Annotated in this window: 20 protein-coding genes; 8 read left to right on the top strand and 12 right to left on the bottom strand. The window is 61.6% G+C overall.

Annotated features, from left to right (window positions below; all coding sequences use genetic code 11):
• Positions 1–22 precede the first annotated feature (22 nt).
• The 4 genes from PSH91_RS16595 (at position 23) to PSH91_RS16580 (ending at position 3,646) form a co-directional block, all read left to right on the top strand.
• Positions 23–412, top strand: coding sequence for a RidA family protein (locus tag PSH91_RS16595; RefSeq protein WP_305466242.1), 390 nt, complete (start codon positions 23–25; stop codon positions 410–412).
• A 145-nt stretch (positions 413–557) separates the two neighbouring features.
• Positions 558–1,322: an IclR family transcriptional regulator gene (locus PSH91_RS16590; RefSeq protein ID WP_047227838.1), complete on the top strand. Its 765-nt coding sequence runs from the start codon at positions 558–560 to the stop codon at positions 1,320–1,322.
• Positions 1,323–1,351: 29 nt separating this feature from the next.
• Entirely contained in the window at positions 1,352–2,569 is a 1,218-nt protein-coding gene (locus PSH91_RS16585) for an amino acid deaminase (RefSeq protein WP_047227839.1), read from the top strand.
• Positions 2,570–2,722: 153 nt separating this feature from the next.
• Complete coding sequence (locus PSH91_RS16580) at positions 2,723–3,646, top strand: sugar kinase (RefSeq protein ID WP_305466240.1); 924 nt, start codon at positions 2,723–2,725, stop codon at positions 3,644–3,646.
• A 37-nt stretch (positions 3,647–3,683) separates the two neighbouring features.
• On the opposite strand, the gene PSH91_RS16575 is transcribed toward PSH91_RS16580, so the two are convergent.
• Entirely contained in the window at positions 3,684–3,959 is a 276-nt protein-coding gene (locus PSH91_RS16575; protein ID WP_076384045.1) for a peptidylprolyl isomerase, read from the bottom strand.
• Positions 3,960–4,007: 48 nt separating this feature from the next.
• The gene (locus PSH91_RS16570) at positions 4,008–6,545 is read right to left on the bottom strand and encodes a PAS domain-containing protein (RefSeq protein ID WP_107322661.1); all 2,538 of its coding nucleotides are present in this window, start codon (positions 6,543–6,545) and stop codon (positions 4,008–4,010) included.
• Positions 6,546–6,679: 134 nt separating this feature from the next.
• Between PSH91_RS16570 and PSH91_RS16565 the strand changes: the two genes are divergently transcribed.
• Positions 6,680–7,798 carry a PilT/PilU family type 4a pilus ATPase gene (locus PSH91_RS16565; RefSeq protein ID WP_107322662.1) on the top strand — a complete coding sequence of 373 codons (1,119 nt, stop codon included), beginning with the start codon at positions 6,680–6,682 and terminating at the stop codon, positions 7,796–7,798.
• Positions 7,799–7,949: 151 nt separating this feature from the next.
• Here PSH91_RS16565 and PSH91_RS16560 read toward each other — a convergent pair whose 3' ends face one another.
• The 4 genes from PSH91_RS16560 to PSH91_RS16545 form a co-directional block, all read right to left on the bottom strand.
• Positions 7,950–9,905: an acetoacetate--CoA ligase gene (locus tag PSH91_RS16560; RefSeq protein ID WP_305466236.1), complete on the bottom strand. Its 1,956-nt coding sequence runs from the start codon at positions 9,903–9,905 to the stop codon at positions 7,950–7,952.
• Positions 9,906–10,108: 203 nt separating this feature from the next.
• Positions 10,109–10,885, bottom strand: coding sequence for a 3-hydroxybutyrate dehydrogenase (hbdH, locus tag PSH91_RS16555; RefSeq protein ID WP_076384048.1), 777 nt, complete (start codon positions 10,883–10,885; stop codon positions 10,109–10,111).
• Positions 10,886–10,893: 8 nt separating this feature from the next.
• Entirely contained in the window at positions 10,894–12,285 is a 1,392-nt protein-coding gene (locus tag PSH91_RS16550) for a GntP family permease (RefSeq protein WP_047227845.1), read from the bottom strand.
• Positions 12,286–12,585: 300 nt separating this feature from the next.
• Positions 12,586–14,001, bottom strand: coding sequence for a sigma-54-dependent Fis family transcriptional regulator (locus tag PSH91_RS16545; RefSeq protein ID WP_139049660.1), 1,416 nt, complete (start codon positions 13,999–14,001; stop codon positions 12,586–12,588).
• A gap of 222 nt (positions 14,002–14,223) precedes the next feature.
• Here PSH91_RS16545 and PSH91_RS16540 point away from each other — a divergent pair, with 222 nt between their 5' ends.
• A complete protein-coding gene (locus PSH91_RS16540) occupies positions 14,224–14,439 on the top strand; it encodes a TIGR02450 family Trp-rich protein (RefSeq protein WP_160894197.1) in 216 nt (71 codons plus the stop codon).
• A 167-nt stretch (positions 14,440–14,606) separates the two neighbouring features.
• Complete coding sequence (locus PSH91_RS16535; RefSeq protein ID WP_281460035.1) at positions 14,607–15,941, top strand: methyl-accepting chemotaxis protein; 1,335 nt, start codon at positions 14,607–14,609, stop codon at positions 15,939–15,941.
• A 12-nt stretch (positions 15,942–15,953) separates the two neighbouring features.
• On the opposite strand, the gene PSH91_RS16530 is transcribed toward PSH91_RS16535, so the two are convergent.
• The 6 genes from PSH91_RS16530 to PSH91_RS16505 form a co-directional block, all read right to left on the bottom strand.
• Positions 15,954–17,528, bottom strand: coding sequence for an ABC transporter ATP-binding protein (locus PSH91_RS16530; protein WP_288915348.1), 1,575 nt, complete (start codon positions 17,526–17,528; stop codon positions 15,954–15,956).
• Between the two features lie 27 nt (positions 17,529–17,555).
• Positions 17,556–18,578 (bottom strand): ABC transporter permease, encoded by a 1,023-nt coding sequence (locus PSH91_RS16525; protein ID WP_047227850.1) that lies wholly within the window; start codon positions 18,576–18,578, stop codon positions 17,556–17,558.
• Positions 18,578–19,636 (bottom strand): microcin C ABC transporter permease YejB, encoded by a 1,059-nt coding sequence (locus PSH91_RS16520; RefSeq protein WP_047227851.1) that lies wholly within the window; start codon positions 19,634–19,636, stop codon positions 18,578–18,580. Before PSH91_RS16520 ends, PSH91_RS16525 begins: the two co-directional genes overlap by 1 nt.
• Positions 19,636–21,504: an extracellular solute-binding protein gene (locus PSH91_RS16515; protein ID WP_288915352.1), complete on the bottom strand. Its 1,869-nt coding sequence runs from the start codon at positions 21,502–21,504 to the stop codon at positions 19,636–19,638. The genes PSH91_RS16520 and PSH91_RS16515 overlap by 1 nt, the downstream gene beginning before the upstream one ends.
• Positions 21,505–21,634: 130 nt before the next feature.
• A complete protein-coding gene (locus tag PSH91_RS16510) occupies positions 21,635–21,916 on the bottom strand; it encodes a peptidylprolyl isomerase (protein ID WP_007898306.1) in 282 nt (93 codons plus the stop codon).
• Between the two features lie 96 nt (positions 21,917–22,012).
• Positions 22,013–22,891 (bottom strand): triacylglycerol lipase, encoded by an 879-nt coding sequence (locus tag PSH91_RS16505; protein WP_305466231.1) that lies wholly within the window; start codon positions 22,889–22,891, stop codon positions 22,013–22,015.
• Positions 22,892–23,217: 326 nt separating this feature from the next.
• Here PSH91_RS16505 and PSH91_RS16500 point away from each other — a divergent pair, with 326 nt between their 5' ends.
• Positions 23,218–24,279 (top strand): hypothetical protein, encoded by a 1,062-nt coding sequence (locus PSH91_RS16500; protein ID WP_305466230.1) that lies wholly within the window; start codon positions 23,218–23,220, stop codon positions 24,277–24,279.
• Positions 24,280–24,306: the final 27 nt, after the last annotated feature.

Raw genomic sequence — 24,306 nt, 5'->3', positions numbered from 1 at the left:
ATACAGGCAAGGAGAAACACCCATGAGCATTACGCGCTACGGCACCGGCAGCACCGCAGGCGGCGGTCAGCCACGGCCCTTCGCCCGAGCCGTTGAGGCCGACGGCTGGCTGCACGTGTCCGGTCAGGTGCCGGCGGTCAACGGCGAGATTATTGTCGGCGGGATCGTCGAGCAGACCCACCAGACCATGAAGAACCTGATCGCGATTCTTGAAGAAGCCGGATACGGCCTTGAAGATGTGGTGCGCTGCGGGGTATGGCTGGAAGATCCGCGGGATTTCTGGAGTTTCAACAAAGTATTTAGTGAATACTTCAGCCCCGAACATGCCCCTGCCAGGGCTTGTGTGCAAGCGAACATGATGGTTGATTGCAAGGTTGAGATTGATTGCATCGCCTACAAGAAAAAGGCCTGAGTCACTGAGGACTCATCGCGGGCACGCCTTGCTCCCACAAGGCAATGCAAACTCCTGTGGGAGCAAGGCTTGCCTGCGATAGCAATCTATCAGGCGGTGCAGCACTCTGGTTAAACTCCCGGCCAATTGAATGGGAACCCAAGACATGACCGAAGACACCATCAAACGCCGGGCCCGAGGGTTGGACCGGGCGTTCGATATCCTCGACTTCCTCAAGGAAATCGGCCAGCCGTTGCGCCCCAATGACATCGCCAGCGGCATCGGCAGTCCCAAGTCCACGGTCTACGAGCTGGTGGCGTCGCTGCTGGAGCGACGCATCCTGGAGCCGGTGGGCAAGGACGGCCACGTCTATCTGGGCCGCCAGTTGTACTTTCTCGGGCAGGCGCACCTGCGGCATTTCGACCTGAGTCGCGAGGCCGATCACGCCTTGCAGGAAATCGTCAGCCAGACCCGGGAAACCGCCCAGATGTGCCTGCTCAACGGGCGCAAATACACGGTGGCGCTGATGAAGGAGGGGGAGCGGCATTTTCGCATTTCCTCGGACATCGGCGAGAACGCGCCGATTCCCTGGACCGCTTCCGGACGCCTGCTGCTGGCGCATCTGAGTGACCAGCAGATCGTCGACCTGATCGACCCCGACGACTTCATCCTGCCGGACGGCGAGCGCCTGCCCCTGGAGCGGTTTCTCGCGGAGATCCGCCAGGCCGGGCTCGATGGATTTTTCTCCTTCGACAGTGTGGCCGACACCTTCACCCACTGCTTCGCCGCGCCGGTCAAAGACGCCAATGGCGTGGCCATCGCGACCCTGTGCATCGTCGCCCCACGGGCCGACGCCAAGAACAACTACGCCGACTACCGCCGGGTGCTGATCGAAAGCGCCAACAACCTGGCCCGTCGCATCAATGAATAGACAGCCGCGGCTGTGTGAGGAGTGTGAACATGTCTTCTGCCATTCATAACGCTGCCGTGGAGAAGGGGGCCGCCCAAGCGGGCGATCACCTGCTGCGCGACATCAGCCTGCCGGCGCTGGTGCTGCATCGCCAAGCGTTGGAGCACAACATTGACTGGATGCAAAAGTTCGTCACGGACAGTGGTGCCGAACTGGCGCCCCACGGCAAGACCAGCATGACCCCGGCGCTGTTTCGCCGCCAACTCGAGGCCGGCGCCTGGGGACTGACCCTGGCCACCGCAGTGCAGACCCGTGCCGCTTACGCCCATGGCGTGCGCCGGGTGCTGATGGCCAACCAATTGGTGGGCACGCCAAACATGGCGCTGATCGCGGATCTGCTGGCAGATCCAGCGTTCGAATTCCATTGCATGGTCGACCATCCCGACAACGTTGCCGAGCTGGGCGCGTTCTTTGCCTCTCGCGGTGCGAAGTTGAACGTGATGATCGAATACGGTGTGGTGGGTGGTCGGTGTGGCTGCCGGACCGAGGCCGAGGTGCTGGCCCTGGCCGAGGCGATCGGGGCGCAACCGGCGCTGGCGCTGACCGGTATCGAAGGCTACGAAGGCGTGATCCATGGTGACCACGCCATCAGTGGCATCCGTGCGTTTGCCGCATCCCTGGTGGGGCTGGCGGTGCAACTGCAGGACAACGGTGCGTTCGCCATCGACAAGCCGATCATCACCGCCTCGGGTTCAGCCTGGTACGACCTGATTGCCGAGTCTTTCGAGGCGCGGAACGCCCACGGACGTTTCCTCAGTGTGCTGCGTCCTGGCAGTTACGTGGCCCATGACCATGGCATCTACAAAGAGGCCCAGTGCTGCGTGCTGGAACGGCGTAGCGACCTGCACGAAGGTCTGCGCCCGGCCCTGGAAGTCTGGGCCCACGTGCAATCGCTGCCTGAACCCGGCTTTGCGGTGATCGCCCTGGGTAAACGCGACGTGGCCTATGACGCCGGGCTGCCGGTGCCGCTCAAGCGTTACCAACCCGGCTCCGACTCCATAGCGGGGCAGGACCTGGCCGGCTGCAAGGTCACGGCGGTGATGGACCAGCATGCGTTCATGACGGTGGCGACCGGGGTGGAACTGCGGGTAGGCGACATCATCTCGTTCGGTACGTCGCATCCGTGCCTGACTTTCGACAAGTGGCGGGTGGCGTGCCTGGTGGATGAGCAGTTGCGGGTGGTCGAGAGCATGGAGACTTGTTTCTAGCCTTGAAACCGAGTCGCGGCTATCGCGAGCAGGCTCGCTCCCACAGTGGGGGCGGTTGTGAACAGAGGATTTATGTTCACCAATATCCCCTGTGGGAGCGAGCCTGCTCGCGATAGCGGCCTGGCAGACACTATCGAAATATCAGGATCGCCCATGAGCTACCCCAACCCAAAACCTCGCATCGCCCTGATCGGCGAGTGCATGATCGAACTGCAGCAGCGCGCCGATGGCAGTCTGCAACAAAGCTTCGGCGGCGATACCCTGAACACCGCTGTGTACCTGTCCCGCGCCCTGGGTGACAAGGGCGCGGTGGATTACGTTACCGCCTTGGGCGACGACAGTTTCAGCGATGCCATGTGCCAGAGTTGGGCCGCCGAAAATATCGGCCTGGATCGGGTCCAGCGCCTGCCCGGTCGTTTGCCGGGTTTGTATTGCATCCAGACCGACGCGGCGGGTGAGCGGCGGTTTTTGTACTGGCGCAACGAGGCGGCGGTGCGTGATTGCTTCACCACCCCGGCCGCCGCACCGATTCTGGCGGCGCTGCCGGATTACGACGTGCTGTACTTCAGCGGCATCACCCTGGCCGTGCTCGGTGAGCAAGGTCGTGGCAAGCTCATCGAAACCCTGATCCAGGCCCGCCGGCGCGGGGCCGAGGTGGTGTTCGACAATAACTACCGGCCAAGGCTCTGGGCATCAGTGGATGCAGCCCGTGCGGCCTATCGCAGTGTATTGCCTTACGTGGAGCTGGCGCTGCTGACGGTGGACGACGAGCAGGCGCTGTTCGGTTATGCCGACAGCGCTGAGGTGTTCGCCGCGTACGCGCAGTTGGGCACTTCGGAAGTGGTGCTCAAGCGCGGTGCTGAGCCCTGTCTGATCTGTTGTGATGGTGAGTCTTTCGAGATTCCGGCCCAGCGAGTGGAGCGGGTGGTGGACACGACGGCGGCGGGGGATTCATTCAGTGCTGCTTACCTGGCAAGCCGCCTGCTCGGTGGCAGCCCGGTGGAGGCCGCCCAGGCTGGACATCTGTTGGCGAGCCGGGTCATCCAGGTGCCGGGGGCGTTGATGCCCAAGGACTGAAGGGGCCGGGAAGCACCTGTGGGAGCGGGCTCGATCATTAGTCCCGGTAGAACACCTGCACCAGGTGATAGCCGAACTTGCTCTTGATCGGCCCATGCACCACCCGCAGGGGCTTTTTGAAGATTACCGTATCGATCGCACCGACCATCTGCCCGGGCCGTACTTCACCCAGATCACCGCCGCGTTTGCCCGAGGGGCAGGTGGAGTATTTCTTGGCCAGTACATCGAAGGCTTCGCCTTTGGCGATGCGTTGCTTGAGCTGTTCGGCTTCTTCGGCGGTTTTCACCAGGATATGGCGGGCTTGGGCTTTCATTGCAGCAGTGACCTGAACGGTGCGACGGGGCGGCGATTATGCCTCAAGTCAGGCGCCATGGTTGATCATCGTCCGAATCTTGTTCGCCAGCAGATCGAGGCTGAAGGGCTTGGCAACCATATCCATGCCCTGCTCGAGAAAGCCCTGGCGCTCGGTGGCCTTCTGCGCATAACCGGTCATGAACAGCACCTTCAGATCGGGCCGATGCTGGCGGGCGATTTCCGCCAGTTGCCGGCCATTCATGCCTGGCAGGCCGACATCGGTCACCAGCAAGTCGATGCGCTGGCTGGACTCCAGTAGCCCAAGGGCAGCCTTGGCGTCCTGGGCTTGAAGGGTGGTGTAACCCAGGGCGTCGAGCAGATCGAGCACCAGCATGCGCACGGCCGGTTCGTCTTCGACCAGCAACACGGTTTCACCGGCGACGGCGGCCGGTGCATCCAGCGCTACCGGCGCCGCAGTCTGCTGGACAGACGCGACGTACAGCCGCGGCAGGTACAACTGCACCCGCGTGCCCTGGTCCGGCACACTGTCCAGGCTCAGCAGGCCACCCGACTGTTGGGCAAACCCGTAGATCATCGACAAGCCCAAACCGGTGCCCTGGCCGATGGGTTTGGTGGTGAAGAACGGATCAAAGGCCTTGGCCAGCACGGATGGGGTCATGCCGCTGCCATTGTCGCTGACGGCAATCATCACGTAGTCACCGGCCTTGACCGGTTCCAGGGCACTGAGGTCATTCCCGTCGAGGTAGACGTTGGCGGTTTCGATGGTTAATTCGCCACCCTCAGGCATGGCGTCCCGAGCGTTGATCACCAGGTTGAGCAGGGCGTTTTCCAGCTGGCTGGCATCGGTGCTGACCGGCCACAGTTCATCGGCCAACTGCAGGCGCAGCACGATGTGATCGCCGGTGGTTCGGCTCAGCAAGTCTTCAAGTGAACGCACCAGGTCATTGGGGTCCAGCGGTTTGCGGTCCAGCGACTGGCGGCGGGAAAACGCCAGCAGGCGGTGGGTCAGGGCCGCCGCACGATTGGCCGAGGACACGGCCGCTTCGGTGAAACGACCGATCTCGGCGGTGCGACCGCTGGCAATGTAGCGCTGCATCAGGTCGAGACTGCCGAGAATGCCGGTGAGCATGTTGTTGAAGTCATGGGCAATGCCGCCAGTGAGTTGGCCCACGGCCTCCATTTTCTGGGCGTGTCGCAGCGCCTCCTCGGCACGTTCGCGTTCGAACATCTCGTTTTGCAGGCGGTGGTTGGCTTCGGCCAGTTGCTGGGTGCGGGCGATGACGCGTTCTTCGAGCGTCTCGTTGAGGTTGCGCAGGGCCTCTTCGGTTTTCTTGCGCTCGGTCTCGTCGATCACAAAGATGTAGAAACCGTTCACCGCACCATCGGCCCCACGGCGCGGCAGGTAGTTGATCAAGGCATGGCGGGGACGGCCGTCGCGGTGATCCGATTGCACGGTGAAACTGCACGGCTTGCCTGCCAGGGCGTCGGCGATCTGCTCGGCGCGGGCGGCGTAGGCTGAATCGCCAAGCACTTCGCGAATGGTCTTGCCATACAGCTCTTGGGGCGTCAGGCCATACCAATCCAGATAGGCGCTGTTGTTGAGGCGAAAACGTTCTTCCCGGTCCACATAGCTGATAAGGATCGGCATGGCGTTGATGATCAGTTGCAGTTCGGTCTGGCTCTGACGCAGGGCCTGCTCGGTACGCTTGCGATCGGTCAGGTCCAGGGCCGCGCCGAGAAAGCGTTTGGGCCGGCCATGGCGATCCTTGTAGCAACGACCGCGCACGAACACCCAGCGCAGTTCGCCGTCAGGCCGCAGGAGACGGTACTCCTCGGCGTATTCAGTGCTGTGGGTGATGCAATGCTTGATGCTGCGGGTGACCATGGCCCGGTCTTGGGGATGCACGCCTTCAAGGTAAGCGCTGATGGGCAACTGGCGCGACAGGTTCGGGTCGACGCCATGCAGCACCGCGAAGTGCTCGTCGGCAACAAAGCGGTCTTCGCTGATGTCCCAATCCCAGGTGCCTAGCGTATCGGCAGCGGCCAGGGCCAGTTGCAGGCGTTCCTCGCTTTCCTGCTGGGCCTTGAGGCTGGCTTCTGAGCGTCGCTCGAACTCCAGGGCCAGGCGTCGTCGTTCACCGGTCTCGATGGCTGTGACCAGAATACCGGCCACGGCGCCGTCTTCATCGCGCACGGGGCTGTAGGTCAGGTCCAGCCAGACATCGCAGAGGCGACCGGCGAAGGGCACTCGCCATTGCTGATCGCGACAGGTGTGCCCGTGGCCTTGCAACACGCGGTGATAAATCGGCCCGCTCAGGTCTTTGAGTTCGGGCCATGCTGAATGGGTCGGCTGGCCGAACGCCTGGGGGTGTTTGTCGCCCGTCAGGCGGGTAAAGGCGTCGTTGTAGAAATGAATCAGCTGTGGCCCCCACAGCAGGGACATCGGCAGCGGCGAGTGGAGCACGATGTCCAGGGCGGTACGCAGGCTCTGGGGCCAGGTTTGGGCAGTGCCCAGCGGGCTGTTGGCCCAGTCACGTCGGGCGAACAGGCTTTGTATGTCAATGCCGGTGGGTGTTGCGTTCATCACGCAAACCCTGCAAATCGTGTCGCAGCCACGGTGTCTACTATCCTCTGAAGAAGGTAAGCGCGGGTTGGTCTGAAAAGTTTGCTCATCGGGTCAGCTTGTTTCATTGAAGTCTCGCGGAAGTCAATCAGGCCATGGAAATCGATCCCTTGTTACGCATCCTGGCGAGCCAGGATGGCTCCGACCTCTATATGTCCACCGGTGCGCCGCCGTGCGCGCGTTTCGAGGGGGTGCTCAAACCCTTGAGCAACCAGCCCTTCAAGGTGGGCGACATCGCCGGGCTCGCCGAGTCTTTGATGGACGCCGAACAGCGGCTTGAGTTCGATCGAGAACTGGAAATGAACCTGGCTATCTCCCTGGCTGGGGTCGGGCGGTTTCGCGTCAATATCTTCAAGCAGCGCAATGACGTGTCCATGGTGATCCGCAACGTCAAGCTCGACATCCCTCGGTTCGAGGACCTGAAACTGCCAAATGTGTTGCTGGACACCATCATGCAGAAACAGGGGCTGATGCTGTTCGTCGGCGCGACAGGGTCGGGCAAGTCGACTTCCCTGGCGGCGCTGATCGATTACCGTAATCGCAACAGCAGCGGCCATATCATCACCATTGAAGATCCGGTGGAGTATATCCATCGACACAAGAAATCGATCATCAATCAACGGGAAGTCGGTGTCGACACCCGCAGCTTTCATGCCGCCCTGAAGAACACCTTGCGCCAGGCACCAGACGTGGTACTGATCGGCGAAATTCGTGATCGCGAAACCATGGAACATGCCCTGGCCTTCGCCGACACCGGGCACCTGGTGATCTCCACCCTGCATGCTCACAATGCCAACCAGGCGCTGGACCGGGTGATCAATTTCTTCCCGGAAGAACGCCGGCCGCAGCTGCTCAATGATCTGGGCAACAACCTCAAGGCGTTCGTGTCGCAACGCCTGGTGCGCACTCGCACCGGCCAGCGCCGGGCCGCGGTGGAGGTCATGCTGGGCTCGCCCACGGTGGCCGACCTGATCCGCCGCAATGAGTTCGGCGGGCTCAAGGGCATCATGGAAAAGTCAGAAGAACTCGGGATGCAAACCTTCGATCACGCCCTGTACAACCTGGTGGTGGAGGGTGCTATCGATGAGGAGGAAGCCCTGAAAAACGCCGATTCGGCGAACAACCTGCGGTTGCGCCTGAAGTTGCATGCCGAGTCGGGGGCAGCGGTGCCCCCGGCCGATCCGGCGGCGGGGGAGTGGGGGTTGATGGATTGATGGTTCTACAGGCATACCGCGTTGTCGTTCATCGCGAGCAGGCTCGCTCCCACAGGGAATCGATGGTGATTGCCAATCCTGTGTTCACCACCGACCAATGTGGGAGCGAGCCCGCTCGCGATGAGGCCAGATGGCCCATACGGCTTTAACCTCAGGTGGTCAGTTCCAGCCGATCCCTGAACTGCTCCAGCGCCTCGGGATTGGCCAGGGCATCGGTGTTTTTCACCACCTGCCCATGCACCACGTTGCGCACCGCCAGTTCCACCACCTTGCCGCTGATGGTCCGCGGGATGTCGCTGACTGCCAGGATCTTCGCCGGCACATGACGCGGTGTGGTATTGGCGCGGATCACCTGGCGGATCTGTTGCTCCAGGGCCTCATCCAGGGTCACGCCGTCGCGCAGGCGCACAAACAGTACCACGCGCACATCACCCTGCCATTGCTGGCCGATAGCAACGCTGTCCAGCACCTGCTCGACCTTTTCCACCTGCCGATAGATTTCCGCCGTGCCGATGCGCACGCCACCGGGGTTGAGCACTGCATCCGAACGCCCGTGGATCAAGAAACCGCCGTGAGGCAGTTCCTCGGCGTAGTCCCCCTGGGCCCACACACCGGGGAACTGGCTGAAGTAGGAGGCCCTTAGCTTTTCCTGCTGCGGATCATTCCACAGGCCAATGGGCATGGCCGGGAAGTGCCGGGTGCAGACCAGTTCACCTTTCTCACCGATGACCGCCTGGCCTGCCTCGTTCCAGACCTGCACCGCCATGCCCAGACTCTTGCCCTGCATCTCGCCACGGCGAACGGCGGACAACGGATTGCCATTGACGAAGCACGACACAATGTCGGTGCCACCGGACATCGAGGCCAGGCACACCTGGGTCTTGAAGTCGCGATACACGTAGTCGTAGCTATGGGGCGCCAGGGCCGAGCCGGTGGACAGGATGGTTTTCAGGCTGCCCAGGTCATGGGTCTGTCGCGGTTTCAAACCCTGGCTTTCCAGGGCCGCCAGGTATTTGGGGCTGGTGCCGAATACGCTGATGCGCTGCTGGTCGATCAGGTCCAGCAGGCGCTTGGGGCCAGGGTGAAAGGGCGAGCCGTCGTAGAGCACCACCGCACTGCCGACGGCGAGGGCCGACACCAGCCAGTTCCACATCATCCAGCCACACGTGGTGTAGTAGAACAGGCGATCTTCGGGGCCAAGGTCTACATGCAGGCCATGTTCCTTGAGGTGTTGCAGCAATACGCCGCCGGTGCTGTGGACGATGCACTTCGGCACGCCGGTGGTGCCACTGGAATAGAGGATGTACAGCGGATGATCGAACGGCACGTCAACGAACGCCGGTTCGCCGCCACAGCGGTAGAAGTCGCTCCACAACGCGACGCTGGCCGTTGTCTTGAAGTCTTCGGCGCGGGCGTCAGGGCATGCGTAGGGCAGGATGATCAATTGCTGCAGCGAAGGCAGGCGCTCGAGGATTTCGTTGACCTTGGCTCGCTGGTCGATGACCTTGCCGGCGTAGCGGTAACCGGCGCAGGTAATCAGCACCTTGGGCTCGATCTGGCCAAACCGGTCGATGACCCCGTGGGTGCCGAAGTCAGGCGAGGAGCACGACCAGATCGCCCCCAGGCTGGTGGTGGCGAGCATGCCCACCAGGGTCTGCCAGGTGTTGGGCATGCACGCGGCTACCCGGTCGCCCTTGCTCACACCTGCCGCTTGCAGGCTTTTTTGCAGGCCAGCGACGTGGGCGGCAAGTTCGGCCCAAGTCAGTTGTTCTTGCCCGCCACTTTCGTCGAGGGCAACCACGGCCACGGCGTCATCGCGCCGGCGCAGCAGGTGTTCGGCAAAATTCAGTGTCGCCCCGGGAAACCACCGGGCGCTGGGCATTTGCTCACCTTCGACCAGCACATCGCTGGGCGCCTGGTGAAAACGGATCTCGAAGAAGTCGACGATGGCCTGCCAGAAGGCTTCACGCTGGTCGATGCTCCAGGCGTGCAGCGCCGGATAATCGCTCAGTTGCAGCTGATGCCGTTCGTTGATGAACCGGCGAAAGGCGTCCATGCGTGACTGGGCGATGCGATCGGGGGTGGGTTGCCAGAGGATGTCGGACATGGGGTGCCTCTTTTTCTTTTATGTACACACAAACTATAGAGCGACCCAATCTTGTGGCGAGGGGATTTATCCCCGACTTGTGGGAGCAAGGCTTGCCCGCGATGAACGAAAACGCGGTTTAGCTGTTAAACCGCGGTGCGGCCATCGCGGGCAAGCCTTGCTCCCACAGATAAATCCCCTCGCCACAAGGGATCGCAAGAAATTTACTGAGCCAGCCACCCACCATCAATATTCCACGCCGCGCCACGTACCTGGCTGCCGGCTTCGCTGCACAGAAACAGCACCAGTTCCCCCAGTTGCGGCGGGGTGACGAATTCCAGGGAAGGCTGTTTTTCGGCCAGCAGGTCATGCTGTGCCTGTTGCGGGTCGATGCCCGTGGCAATGCGGTCGTCGATCTGTTTCTGCACCAGCGGTGTCAGCACCCAGCCAGGGCAGATGGCGTTGCACGTCACGTTACTGGTGGCGGTTTCCAGGCCGACCACTTTGGTCAGACCGATCACCCCGTGTTTGGCCGCGACGTAGGCGGCCTTGCCCACCGAGCCGACCTGGCCGTGCACCGAGGCAATGTTGATGATCCGCCCCCAGCCCTTGGCGCGCATGCCCGGCAGGCTCAAGCGCGTGGCATGGAACACCGAGGACAGGTTGATGGCGATGATCGAGTCCCAGCGCTCCACCGGAAAATCTTCCACGGCGGCCACATGCTGGATACCGGCGTTGTTCACCAGAATGTCCACGCCGCCGAACTCCCGTTCGGCGTAAGCGAGCATGTCGGCGATCTGCGCCGGATCACTGACATCGGCCGGATGATGGCCGACCTTGCCGCCGAACTGTTTCACCTCGGCGATCACCGTCGAGGCATCGCCGAAGCCGTTGAGGATCAGGTTGGCGCCGGCCTTGGCAAGGCTCAGGGCGATGCCCAGGCCGATGCCGCTGGTAGAGCCGGTGACCAGGGCGGTCTTGCCCGAAAGAGGGGTTGTCATGGGGAGCCTCACACAATGCCAGTGGCGTAGAACACAGCGATCACGAAGAACACCGCGAGGGTCTTGATCAGCGTAATGCAGAAAATGTCTTTGTAGGCTTCACGGTGGGTCAGACCGGTCACCGCCAGCAGGGTGATCACCGCGCCGTTGTGGGGCAGGGTGTCCATGCCGCCGCTGGCCATGGACGCGACCCGGTGCAGCACTTCCAGAGGAATGTTGGCGGCGTTGGCGGCGCTGATGAACGTTTCGGACATCGCCGCCAGGGCGATGCTCATGCCGCCCGAGGCTGAACCGGTGATGCCCGCCAGCAGCGTCACGGTCACGGCTTCATTGACCAGTGGATTGGGGATGTTTTTGAGCCAGTCGGCCAGCACCAGAAAACCCGGCAAGGACGCGATGACTGCGCCAAAACCGTATTCCGAAGCGGTGTTCATTGCCGCCAGCAGCGCACCGCCCACCGCGCTCTTGCTGCCTTCGGCCAGCTTGCTGCGAATGGTGCTGAAGGCGAACAGCAGCACCAGGACAATGCCCACCAGCAACGCGGCCTGCACGGCCCAGATCGCGGTGAGCTTGGCGATGTCGCTGGTCACTGGTGTGGTCATGCCCGGCAGCGCCAGGCTGTGGGTCTTGCCATACCACTGGGGAATCCACTGGGTGAACAGCAGGTTCATGATCCCCACCGCCAACAGCGGCGAAATGGCGAGCCAGGGATTGGGCAGTTTGATGTCTTCGGCAGTCTCCGGCTCGTTGCGCAGTTCGGTGCCGTAGCCTTCGCCTAGGCGCTGGGCCTTGTTGCGCTGGCGTTGCAGGAACAGCATGCCGAAGCTGAACACGAAGATCGTGCCGATCACACCCAGCCAGGGCGCAGCCCAGGCGGTGGTGTTGAAGAAGGTGCTGGGGATGATGTTCTGGATCTGCGGCGTGCCGGGCAGGGCGTCCATGGTGAACGAGAACGCGCCAAGGGCAATGGTGGCCGGGATCAGTCGCTTGGGAATATTGCTCTGGCGGAACATCTCGGCGGCGAACGGATACACCGCGAACACCACGACGAACAGCGACACGCCGCCATAGGTCAGCAAGGCGCAGACCAGCACGATCACCAACATGGCCTGGCGCGTGCCCAGCAGGCGAATCGCCGCCGCGACGATAGAGCGGGAGAAACCCGACAGCTCGATCAATTTGCCGAACACCGCGCCGAGCAGGAACACCGGGAAATACAGTTTGATGAAGCCGACCATCTTCTCCATGAACACCCCGGTGAAAGCAGGCGCGACGGCGGAAGGGTCAGTGAGCAGGACGGCGCCGAGGGCGGCGATGGGGGCAAAAAGGATAACGCTGTAGCCACGGTAGGCGGCCACCATCAGCAGCGTGAGGGCTGCCAAGGCAATGATCACACTCATGGTGTGTCTCCTGGATTGTTATTTTTGTGGTGAAGCGGTGCGGAGGGCTTTAGCGAGTTTTGTGCCAGGTATGTAATTTATTGAAATATAAGGAAATTATTGATTTTTGTGCGAGTGGTTGGAGGGTTTTGTCTCCGCTTGGAGATTTTCAGGGGCTGTGCTGGCCTCATCGCGAGCAGGCTCGCTCCCACAGGTTGACCGAGTTCGTCAGGAAAGTACGGCCACTGTGGGAGCGAGCCTGCTCACGATGAGCGCGAAGCGCTCAAAAGGAGCTGTCTATATCTAGAGATATGCGTCTCTTTATTGAGACTCTGCAATCCCCAGCGCCACCATTTTCTTATACAAGGTCGACCTCCCCAGCCCCAACCGCTCAGCCGCTTCAACTACCTTGCCGCCGCATTGCGCGAGGGTGGTTTCGATCAAGTGACGGTCGAATCGTGCCCGGGCCTGGCTGAAGGTTTCTTGCGGCAGCGGTTCCTGATGTGGATTCAACGCCCGGGTGACCGGCGTGAAAGTCCCAATGGCCGCTCGAATATCGGCGGCAGTGAGCAGCAGGTCGTCGCTGAGCAGCGCGGTTCGTTCCAGCACATTGCGCAACTCCCGGATGTTGCCCGGCCAGGCGTGTTGCCCCAGCAGGTCGAGTGCGTCGCGGTCCAGTTCGTGCTGGCTGCGCAGTTCTTCGAGGATCGCCTCGCTCAGGGCCGGCAAATCATCCAGGCGTTCGCGCAGCGGCGGGACCTGGATCGGCAACACATTGAGGCGGTAATACAGGTCGGCGCGAAATTCTCCGCGTTTGATCGCCGCTTCCAGATCCATGGACGTGGCAGCGATGATCCGCACGTCGCTTTGCAGCACCTCGTTGGAGCCCACGGGTTCGTATTCTTTTTCCTGCAAGACCCGCAGCAGTTTGCTTTGCAGCGGCAGTGGCATGTCGCCAATTTCGTCCAGGAACAGTGTGCCGCCCTGGGCGATCTGCAGCTTGCCGGCGCGGCCTTTGCGGTCGGCGCCGGTGAAGGCGCCCGGGGCGGTGCCGAAAAACTCGGCTTCCAGCAGGGCCTCCGGGATCGCCGCGCTGTTGATGCTGACGAACGCCTTGTGCGCCCTCGGCGAAGCACCGTGGATTGCCTGGGCCAGCAGTTCCTTGCCGGTCCCGGTTTCGCCGAGCAACAGCACCGGCGAATCGGCGCTGGCGCTGCGCCGGGCACGACGCTTGACCTCCAGGCTGGCGCTGCTGGTGCCGATGAAGTGGGCGAAGTTGTACCGAGTCTGCCGTGCCCGCAACAGCGAGCGGGTGGAGGCCAGTTCCTCCTGCATGCTCAGGTAGCGCTTGAGCATCGGCGACAGACTGCGCAATTCATCGAACAGGGCAAAACCGATGGCGCCGATCACCGCGCCCGCGCTGTCGTGGATCGGCAGGCGCATCACCACCAGCGGCTCCTTGGGCGTGTCCTGCATGTCCAACAGAATCGGTCGGCCAGTACGTACCACTTCGCGCAGCAGGCTGCTGGGGATCACGCTCTCGCACGCCCGGCCGATGGCTTCTTGCGCTGAGTTCAGGCCGAAGCGCCGGGCGTAGCGTTCGTTCATCCAGACGATGTTCGCGTCACGGTCGACAATCACCGTGCCTTCGCTGGACTGTTCGATGATCTCGAACAACGAACGGATCGCCAGCGTGCGCACGCGCTTGTAATCCTTGAGGCTTTCGGTGGGGTTCATCGGGCATTTCCAGAAGGTGGGATTTGCCGGCATCCTCCGATCAAAGGGGTTGCCAAAGAGCGGCATTATGCCGGGAGGGGCCGGCCGAGCACTACTCCGCCCGCATTCTTTGCCGTGGCGTATCAATGGCAAACCCTAAGCCTTAGTGGATCTGCTCAGTGGTGGGCAGTCTGATAAACTTGTACAGTTTTCACTAATATGTACATTTTTCTGAGAGCGCTCATGAATAAATTCAACCCTCGCAAGCTGCAGCTCTCCAAATGGACGGCCTGTGCGCCGACTGATCGGGAAAAGCATTTTCTCGTCACCAAGCTGCTCTGTGATGAGGAGGGGACACCCATTCAGATTGAGCTTGAGGCTGTATACAGCGCTCGTGTGACGTTGCTCGACTGGCGCGAGTTGCGCGACAGCAAGCATTGGAAAATGGGCTGGTGCTGAATGTCTTGGGCTGTGCCATAGAGATCCGTATGACTTCTGATAGTTATACATAATAATAAAGTTGTACAAGTTTTCCCGCGATGGTGGCTTAATGCAGCTACCTAGCGATGGCATCTCTGCCTTCGTGTGGCTACAGCCACGCATTCACGCCTCCGGGAGCGCCACCCATGTTCATTCGTACTCGCAAGCATCAGGACGCCTTGCACGAAATCCAGGCCAGGCAGGCTTTTCTCGAAGCCGAACGGACGGCCTTGCAGCAATGCATGGCGATCATCGAGTTCACCCCGACGGGCGAGGTGCTCGACGTCAGCCCGGTTTTTTTGAAAATGATGGGGTATTCACTCAGCGAAACCCTCGGTCAGCATCATTCGATGTTTTGTGAGCCTGCCTATTCACGCAGTGCCGAATGCTCGGCGTTATGGCGGCAGTTGGGGCAGGGTTCTCCAGCCGACAGCCAGTTTCTGCATTTGCGGCGTGATGGAAGCTGGCTGTGGGTGCACGCAAGCTACGTCCCTGTGCTGGATCACCATGCAAAGGTGCAGCGCATCATCCTGATTGTTCGCGATATCAACGAGCGGGTGTTGCGCGCCCAGGCCGAAACCAGTTTCATGCAAGCGATCGACCGTTCCATGGCGGTTATCGAATTTGATCTGAGCGGTCAGGTCGTGAATGCCAACGAGAATTTCATGAACGTCATGGGGTACCGCCTGCAAGAAATTCGGGGCCAGCATCACCGGATTTTCTGCAAACCAAGCGAGGTCCAGAGTGAGGCTTATCGTGGCTTCTGGGCCGGGCTCAATCGCGGTGAATACAGGACCGGCCTTTTCGAGCGCGTCGACAATCGAGGCGCGACTGTCTGGCTGCAGGCTACCTACAACCCTCTCTACGATGCACGGGGGCGCTTGTATGGCGTGGTCAAGTTCGCCACTGACAGCACTCGCGAAGTCGAGCAACGCCAAAGTGAATCAAAAGCCGCCGGACTTGCTTTCGAGACGTCCCGGCAGACCGATGAGCAAACCCGGCTTGGCACGTGTGTGGTTCAGCAAACCGTTACGGTGGTGCAAAGCATCGCCGATGAGCTTCAGCAGGTGTCAGCCGGGATAGGTGCCCTGAGCGCGCAGTCCGAAGAAATCGGCAGCATCGTCGATGCCATCCGGGGCATTGCCGAACAGACCAATCTGCTTGCCCTCAATGCCGCCATCGAAGCGGCTCGCGCCGGGGAGCAGGGACGCGGTTTCGCGGTGGTGGCCGATGAGGTGCGCAATCTGGCGCGTCGTACCAGCCAGTCAACTGTGGCCATTACTCAGGTCGTCGCCAAGAACCGTGAATTGGCCAGGCAAGCGGTGAGCAGCATGCAATCGAGCACGCTCAAGGCAGAGCAGGGCGTGAAACTGGCTAACCAGGCCGGCACTGTCATTCTGGATATTCATCGAGGCGCGCAGCAGGTGGTGGAGGTGATGGGTGAATTCGCTCAAGCGCTGGATCAACGACGTGGCGCCTGAGCGAACCCGGGATTACTGCGGCTGCGCCGCCGCCAACAGCTCCTTGGTGTAGGGATGCTGGGGCGAGTCGAACACTTCATGGCTGGCGCCGTGCTCCACCACTTTACCGTCCTTGATCACGATCATGTCGTGGGCCAGGGCGCGGACCACCGCCAGGTCATGGCTGATGAACAGGTAAGTCAGGCCATGCTTTTCCTGAAGCTGGCGGAGCAGGGCGACCACTTGCTTTTGCACGGTGCGGTCCAGGGCTGAGGTCGGTTCGTCCAGCAGAATCAGGGCCGGCTTGAGCACCAATGCCCGGGCGATGGCGATGCGTTGGCGCTGGCCACCGGAGAATTCGTGGGGGTAGCGGTGGCGGCTCTGCGGGTCGAGGCCGACTTCCTGCAGCGCCTGGATCACCTGCGCTTCACACTGCTCGGAACTGGACGAGCTGTGGACCTCAAGGCCTTCACTGATGATCTGCTGCACCGACATGCGAGGGCTGAGGCTGCCGAACGGGTCCTGGAACACCACCTGCATCTGCTTGCGCCACGGTCGCAGGTCTTTCTGCGACAGATGATCGAGGGCTTGTCCCTGGAAGCGGATGCTGCCTTCGGATTCGATCAGTCGCAGGATCGCCTGGCCGAGAGTGGATTTGCCGGAACCGGATTCACCGACGATGCCCAGGGTCTTGCCGCGCTGGATCGTCAGGCTGATGCCGTCCACGGCGCGCAGGTATTCCTTGCGCCGGAACAGCCCGCCGCCCAGGGCAAAGCTGACGCGCAGATCCTGCACTTGCAAGACGTCTTCGCGTTCGTCACGGGGCAGGGCTTCGCCTTCCGGTTCGGCGTGCAGCAACTCGCAGCTGTAGGGATGTTTCGGCGCGCTGAAGAGCGTTTCGCACGGCGCCTGTTCGACGATTTCCCCGGCCTTCATCACGCACACCCGTTGCGCGATGCTGCGCACCAGGTTCAGGTCGTGGCTGATCAGCAGCAGTGACATGCCGAGTCGTTGCTGCAGGGACTTAAGCAGCAGCAGAATCTTGCGCTGCACCGTCACGTCGAGCGCGGTGGTCGGTTCGTCGGCAATCAACAGTTCCGGTTCGCAGGCCAGGGCCATGGCAATCATCACCCGCTGTCGTTGGCCGCCGGAGAGTTGATGCGGGTAGGCCTTGAGGCGTTCGGTGGGTTTCTGGATGCCCACCAGGGCCAGCAACTCCAGAATGCGCTGGCGCGCGGCCTTGCCGCCCAGGCCCTTGTGCAGCATGAGGGTTTCGCCAATCTGCTTTTCGACGCTGTGCAGCGGGTTCAGCGAGGTCATGGGTTCCTGGAAGATCATCGCGATCCGGTCCCCGCGCAGTTCGCGCAGGACCCTGGCCTCGGCGCCCACCAGTTCCTGGCCGCGATAGCGAATGCTGCCGGTGGTACGGCTGCCGGTTTGCGGCAGCAGTTGCAGGATCGAATGGGCCGTTACCGACTTGCCGGAGCCTGACTCGCCCACCAGGGCCAGGCATTCGCCGGGGCGGATATCCAGGCACAGGTTGCGCACCACGGTTTGGTCGTTGAAGGCCACGCTCAAGTCGCGGATTTCGATCAGGTTGTCGCTCATCTCAGGGTTCCGCTTCATGGCCGTGGATCAGGATCGGGGGTCGAATGCATCGCGCAACGCCTCGCCAATGAACACCAGCAGAGAAAGAATCAGCGCCAGGGTGAAGAACGCCGTCAGGCCCAGCCACGGCGCTTGCAGGTTCTGTTTGCCCTGGCCGATCAACTCGCCCAGCGACGCGCTGCCCGCCGGCATGCCGAAGCCGAGGAAGTCCAGGGCGGTGAGGGTGGAAATCGCCCCGGTGAGGATGAACGGCAGATAACTCAGGGTGGCGTTCATCGCATTGGGCAGGATATGCCGCACGATCACCTTGCGGTCGGACAGGCCCAGGGCTCTGGCGGCCTTGACGTATTCAAGGTTGCGCCCGCGCAGGAACTCGGCGCGCACCACATCCACCAGGGCCAGCCAGGAAAACAGCGCCATGATTCCCAGCAGCCACCAGAAATTCGGCTCGACGAAGCCGGACAGAATGATCAGTAGATAGAGCACCGGCAGCCCGGACCAGACCTCCAGCAGGCGTTGCCCCAGCAGGTCCACCCAGCCGCCGTAATACCCCTGCAAAGCACCGGCGCTGATGCCGATCAGCGCGCTGATGGCCGTCAGGGCCAAGGCGAACAGAATCGACACCCGTGCCCCGAAGATCACCCGGGCCAGCACGTCCCGGGCCTGATCATCAGTGCCCAGCCAGTTCACCGACGAGGGCGGGCTTGGGGTCGGCTGGTTCAGGTCGTAGTTGGGCGTGTCGTCGCTGAACGGGATCGGCGGGAACAACAGCCAGCCGCCGTCCTTGTGGATCAGATCCTGCACGTAGCTGCTGCGGTAATCGGCCTGGAACGGCAACTGCCCGCCAAACTCCTGTTCGGTGTAGCGCTTGAACACTGGGAAATACAGCGACCCCTGGTAACTCACCAGCAACGGCTTGTCGTTGGCGATCAATTCGCCGCCCAGGGTCAGCATGAACAGGCCGATGAACAGCCACAGCGACCACCAACCCCGGCGATTCTTCTTGAAACGCTCAAAACGCCGGCGGCCCAAGGGTGACAACTTGAACATCAGGCGTTCCTCGCGGCGAAGTCGATACGCGGGTCCACCAGGGTGTAGCACAGGTCGCCGATGAGTTTGATCAGCAAGCCGAACAGCGTGAAGATGAACAGCGAACCGAACACCACCGGATAGTCCCGGGACACCGCGGCTTCATAGCTCATGCGTCCCAGGCCATCGAGGGAGAAGATCACCTCGATCAGCAAGGAGCCGGCGAAAAACACGCTGATGAACGCCTGGGGAATCCCTGACACCACCAGCAGCATCGCATTGCGGAACACATGGCCATACAGCACGCGTCGTTCGCTCATACCCTTGGCTCGCGCGGTGACCACGTACTGGCGGGTGATTTCGTTGAGGAACGAGTTCTTGGTCAGGATCGTCAAGGTGGCGAAACCGCCAATCACCAGCGAAGTGACCGGCAGGACCAGGTGCCAGAAATAATCGGTGATCTTGCCCAGTGTCGACAGCGACTCGAAGTTGTCAGACACCAGCCCGCGCACCGGAAACCAGTTCAACGACGTGCCGCCGGCAAACATCACGATCAGGAACATGGCGAACAGAAATGCCGGCATGGCGTAGCCGATGATGATCGCCGTGCTGCTCCACACATCGAAGGCCGAGCCATGGCGCACCGCCTTGCGGATGCCCAGGGGAATCGACACCAGGTAGGTGATCAGCGTGGCCCAGAGCCCGAGGGAAATGGTCACCGGCATCTTCTCCAGGATCAGGTCGGTCACCGTGGCGCCGCGAAAGAAACTCTTGCCGAAGTCCAGTCGGGCGTAGCTGCTGAGCATCAACCACAAACGCTCATGGGCCGGTTTGTCGAAGCCGTATTGTTTTTCAATGTCCTTGATCAGCTGTGGATCGAGGCCGCGACTGGCTCGCGAACTGCCGGTCATGGCAGTGCCCGAACTGCCGACGCTGGCGCCGCCGATGCCTTGCAGTTGGGCGATGGCCTGTTCCACCGGCCCGCCCGGAGCGGCCTGCACGATGACGAAGTTCACCAACAGGATGATGACCAGCGTCGGAATGATCAGCAGCAAGCGCCGCGCGATATAGGCCCACATCAATGCCGCCCTCCAGGGGAGCCGCGTTTGAGGCGTTCGGCGGCCATCTGCTCGTTGGTCAGCGGTGTGGTGCTCATTTCCCACCAGCTCTCGATGGCTTCGTCATTGCTGGCCTGCACTTTGGGTCTGCCAAAGCGGTTCCACCAGACGGTCGAACTGCCCGGCGGGTAGTAGTTGGGGATCCAGTAGTAATTCCATTGCAGCACCCGGTCCAGGGCGTGGGCATGGCGGAGCATGTCGCGCTGGGTGGTGGCTTTGACCAGTCCGTCGATCAGGGCATCGACGGCCGGATTCTGCAAGGCCATGTAATTGTTGGCGCCCGGATCGTTGGCCGCCGCCGAGCCGAAATAGTTGTAGAGCTCCATGCCCGGCGAAGTGCTGACGGGATAGCCGGTGATGATCATGTCGTAGTCGCGACTCATCAGGCGATTGACGTATTGGGAGGCGTCGATGCGCCGGATGCTCATGTCGATGCCGATCTGTGCCAGGGTGCGCTTGTAGGGCAGCAACAGCCGGTCGAGGCCGTTCTGGCTGATCAGGAACGTGAAGCTCAGCGGTTCCCCCTCGGCATTGACCAGGCGGTCGCCGTCGGGTTTCCAGCCGGCCTGTTGTAGCAGCGCCAGGGCTTGCAGTTGTTTGTCACGGATCACGCCGCTGCCGTCGGTTTTCGGTGCGTGGAAGACCTGGCTGAAGACTTCCTCTGGGACTTTGCCGCGCAACGGCTCGAGAATCGCCAGTTCGTCGGCATCGGGCAGTTGCCGGGCGGCCAGGTCGGTGTTGGAGAAAAAACTTTGCTGGCGCACATAGAGGTTGCGCATCATCTGGCGGTTGCTCCACTCGAAATCCCAGAGCATGGCCAGGGCCTGGCGGACGCGCCGATCCTGGAACTGCGGTTTTTGCAGGTTGAACACGAAGCCTTGGGCTGTTTGGGGAGCCTCGGTGGCCAGGTGGGCCTTTTGCAGGCGACCGTCATGCAGGGCCGGGCTGTCATAGCCGATGGAATAACCGGTGGCGGAAAACTCGCGATTGTAGTCATAGGCGCCGCCACGCAAGACCTGCCGCGCCACATCGGTATCGCCGAAATACTCGATGCTGAAATGGTCGAAATTGTAGAGCCCGCGACTGACCGGCAGGTCCTTGCCCCACCAGTCGGGGTTGCGCTCGAAGGTGATGCTGCGTCCCGAGTCGATCCGGCCCACCCGATAGGGGCCACTGCCCAGCGGGGCTTCGTAGCCACCTCCACTGGCAAAGTCGCGGGTTTTCCACCAGTGCTCGGGAAAGACCGGCAGTGTGGCGATGTCCAGAGGCAGGGTACGGTTTTCGTTGTTCTTGAAGTCGAAGCGAACGGTGCGCTCGGATTCCACTTCGACGCCTTTGACGGCGGCGAACTGGGTGCGATACCGCAGGCTGCCCTGGGTCATCAACAGCTCGAAGGTGTAGCGCACGTCCTCGGCGGTGATGGGCTTGCCATCGGCAAACCGGGCCTTGGGATTGAGGTAGAAGCGCAAGGACAGGCCATCGTCGGCGCGTTCCATCTTCTGCGCCACCAGGCCATAGACGGTGTAGGGCTCGTCCAGCGAGCGCTGAGCCAGCGGCGAATACAGCATTCCATCGATCTGGCTGACGCCGATGCCTTTGTCGATGTAGGGCAGGACGTGGTCGAAATGGCCGATCTCGATGGCCGAGCGGCGCATGGTGCCGCCTTTGGGGGCCTGGGGATTGGTATAGGCGAAGTGGCTGAAGCCCTGGGGGTACTTGGCCGGTTCGCCATACACCGTCAGGGCATGTTGCGGTGTGGCATCCACACCGGCGGCACCTGTCAGCAGGACCACGGCAGTGAACAGCAGTGAAGGGAACGCCAGTCGCATTGTCAGCCTTAAAGCCGGGTGATAGATGACCACGATTTGTACGCGAGCTACGCCTTGATCGCTAGCCCCTTGGCCTGACACAAACACAACGGCCCACCGAAGGGCGGGCCGTTATGTCGATAAGCCGGGATCAGTCCTGGCGGCTGGTCACTTCCAGCAGGTGATAGCCGAACTGGGTCTTGACCGGACCCTGCACCACATTGATCGGGGCGCTGAATACCACGGTGTCGAATTCCTTGACCATCTGGCCTGGACCGAACGAACCCAGATCGCCGCCCTGACGGCTGGACGGGCACGAGGAGTTGGCTTTGGCAACTTCAGCGAAATCGGCGCCGGCTTCGATCTGAGCCTTGAGTTCGTTGCACTTCTCTTCGCTGGAAACCAGGATGTGGCGGGCAGTGGCTTTGGCCATGGGTAAAATTCCTTTCAATAGCTTTAAAGGTGTTGAGCCTACCGGAATCACTGACCGGTTGTTGTCAAAAATGCGTCAAAACCTTGAGTCTGTCGATCAAAGGCCGGCTTTGCGCAGGCGTTCGGCGTGGCGCACGTAAAGCTCCACCGGGTCTGTACCCTTGCGGCTGCAACCGGCTGTCTGGTTGATGGCGTCCATGTGGTCCAGTGGATAGTCAGAGCGAATAACCTTGCCCAGGTGCGAGCTGAAGCGTCCCACCAGGCCGTCGTTCTGCCCGGCTTCGGTGATGAAATACTCGGAAAAGGCCCGGCAGAAACCCTGCAGTGGGTCCATCGCATTGCACGCTCCGTTCTCGGAGTCCGGCAACGTGCCGCTCCATGAGTAGTAGCGCACCCCGTTGACCCTTTGTGCTCCGTTGCCGCCCCAGTGTTTGGGCAGGCCTTGGGGGTATTTGTCATTGAACGCGCCTACGCCTTCGGTGGTCAGCGCCGTCAGTGCTGCGATGGCTGCGTGTGGCAGTTGCGCCTGGCCGCCCAGCAGCGAGATGAAGTCAGCAAAAAGCGTGGCGACTTTATCCGCCACATGCTCTGGCAGACGCCCCGGGGTCAGGGCTTTGTAGAGGAAATCAATCAGTTCGGAGCCATGATTGGGGCCGCTGACCGAGGTCACCGAGGCCACCCTGTCGGGGGCAACAGCGCCGGCGTATCGGGCGGCCAGCGCGCCCTGGCTGTGACCGATCAGGTTGACCCTGGTGGCGCCGGTGCCGCTCAGGATCCGATCGATCTGTGCCAGCAGTTGTTCACCACGGGCTTCATTGGAATGTGTCGCTGACAAATAGGGGATGAACACCCGGGCACCGGCGGCGCGTAATGCCTGTTTGATCCCGTGGAAGAGTTCGAAGCCGCCGACCCTGTCAAACCCGAACAACCCATGGACCAGCAGGATGGGAAATTGAGTGGTTGCATTCCGTTGCATGTTCGTACCTTTTTCGAAGAGGTTCCTGTTGAATTCGCGACGTCACTCTAATGCAGGCTTGTGCTGGACGGTGTAGGAAGAAACCGCAGTGCTCTGCTGAAAACGGAATAGAAGAAGTGGGAAGGGTCGGACTGGAGCCGGACGGATCTGAGCGTATCGGGATACTTCCGATTGCCCTTGGCGCTTGCGGCTACAACTTCACCGGCACCAGGCCACTCCCGTGGTCGTCTTGTCTGACTGTGGGTTTGGGACGGCCGAGGTTTAATGGCTTCATCGGGTGCCGCGATATGAACGCGGTGCCTTTATCCAAGGACTGGAGCCTATGTATGACCACTTACCCATCTGCCCCGCGAGCCCGGCTCGCACCCCTGACGAAATTGCCGGCCCCGTTTCTGGCAGCGGCCACGGCAGGGGTGATCAACCCCGCTTGGCGCAAGGTCGTCATCACCGTCAAGCCATATCCAATGATGACGTGCGGAGATGAGGTGCTGCTGTTCTGGCACGGACTCAATTCAGACGCCGAACCCTATCGGCATGAAGTGCGAAGGTTCATCACTGAGCGACATGTGGGGCGAGATGTCGTTTTTGTTGTGCGCGAGCCGCATATCGCCGAGCTGGACGGCGGCTCGCTGGAGATCAGCTACCAAGTGACGAGCAAACGGCTGCCGGCCACGCTGGTTTCCCAGCCTTTGCAACTGGATATCGGCGATGTTTCCTTGCAACTGCCGGCCGCCGTTGCCAACGATGCCGTGGGCGGCAGCCTGGACCCGGCGCGGGTGCCCGAAGGAACGTGCGTGACCATCAAACCCTATTCCAGAATGGCCGTCGGCGACCGGTTGATCCTGATTGCCAGCAACGATTCCAGGGCCGTTTGGCGCGATGTGCTGGATATCGAGGCTCATGCCGTCGGCCGCGAGGTAGCGTTCTGGGTCGATCATGCGCTGATTGCCCCTCATGAGGGTCAAAGCCTGAGCCTGACCTATGTCGTCCGGCGCGGACATTCGGTGCGTCGCGCCGAGCCCCTGTCGTTGCACTTGGGGCCTTTGCGACGTCCTGCTCTGAAAGCGCCGCGGATTGCGGGATTGAACGCGGGCGGGCTGGATGTCGACGGGTTACAGGAAGGGGTGAGTGTCGTCATCGACGATGCCGGGCTTGAGGCTGGCGAGCTGGTCTGGCTGCAGTGCAACGGCAGTTACGCGCATGTCGCCGAGCGCGAAATCACCGCGGCGACGGCAGGTCAAGCGCTGACCTTTGTAGTGCCTGCGGCGTTCTGGCAGGACCAGTGCGGCAGATCGGTGCACTTGTTTTATCAGGTCGAGCGCCTGGACGATGTGAGCCAGCATTCGGAGTGGGTCACCGTCCAGGTTCGCTCCGAGACAAAAAGCTGAGCGCCCTCGCTGGGGAGGGCGCTTTCA

This window comes from Pseudomonas sp. FP1154 (assembly GCF_030687245.1).
GTDB lineage: Bacteria > Pseudomonadota > Gammaproteobacteria > Pseudomonadales > Pseudomonadaceae > Aquipseudomonas > Aquipseudomonas rhizophila.
The sequence above is the reverse complement of the archived record's forward strand: the minus strand, read 5'-3'. Positions and strand labels throughout refer to the sequence as shown.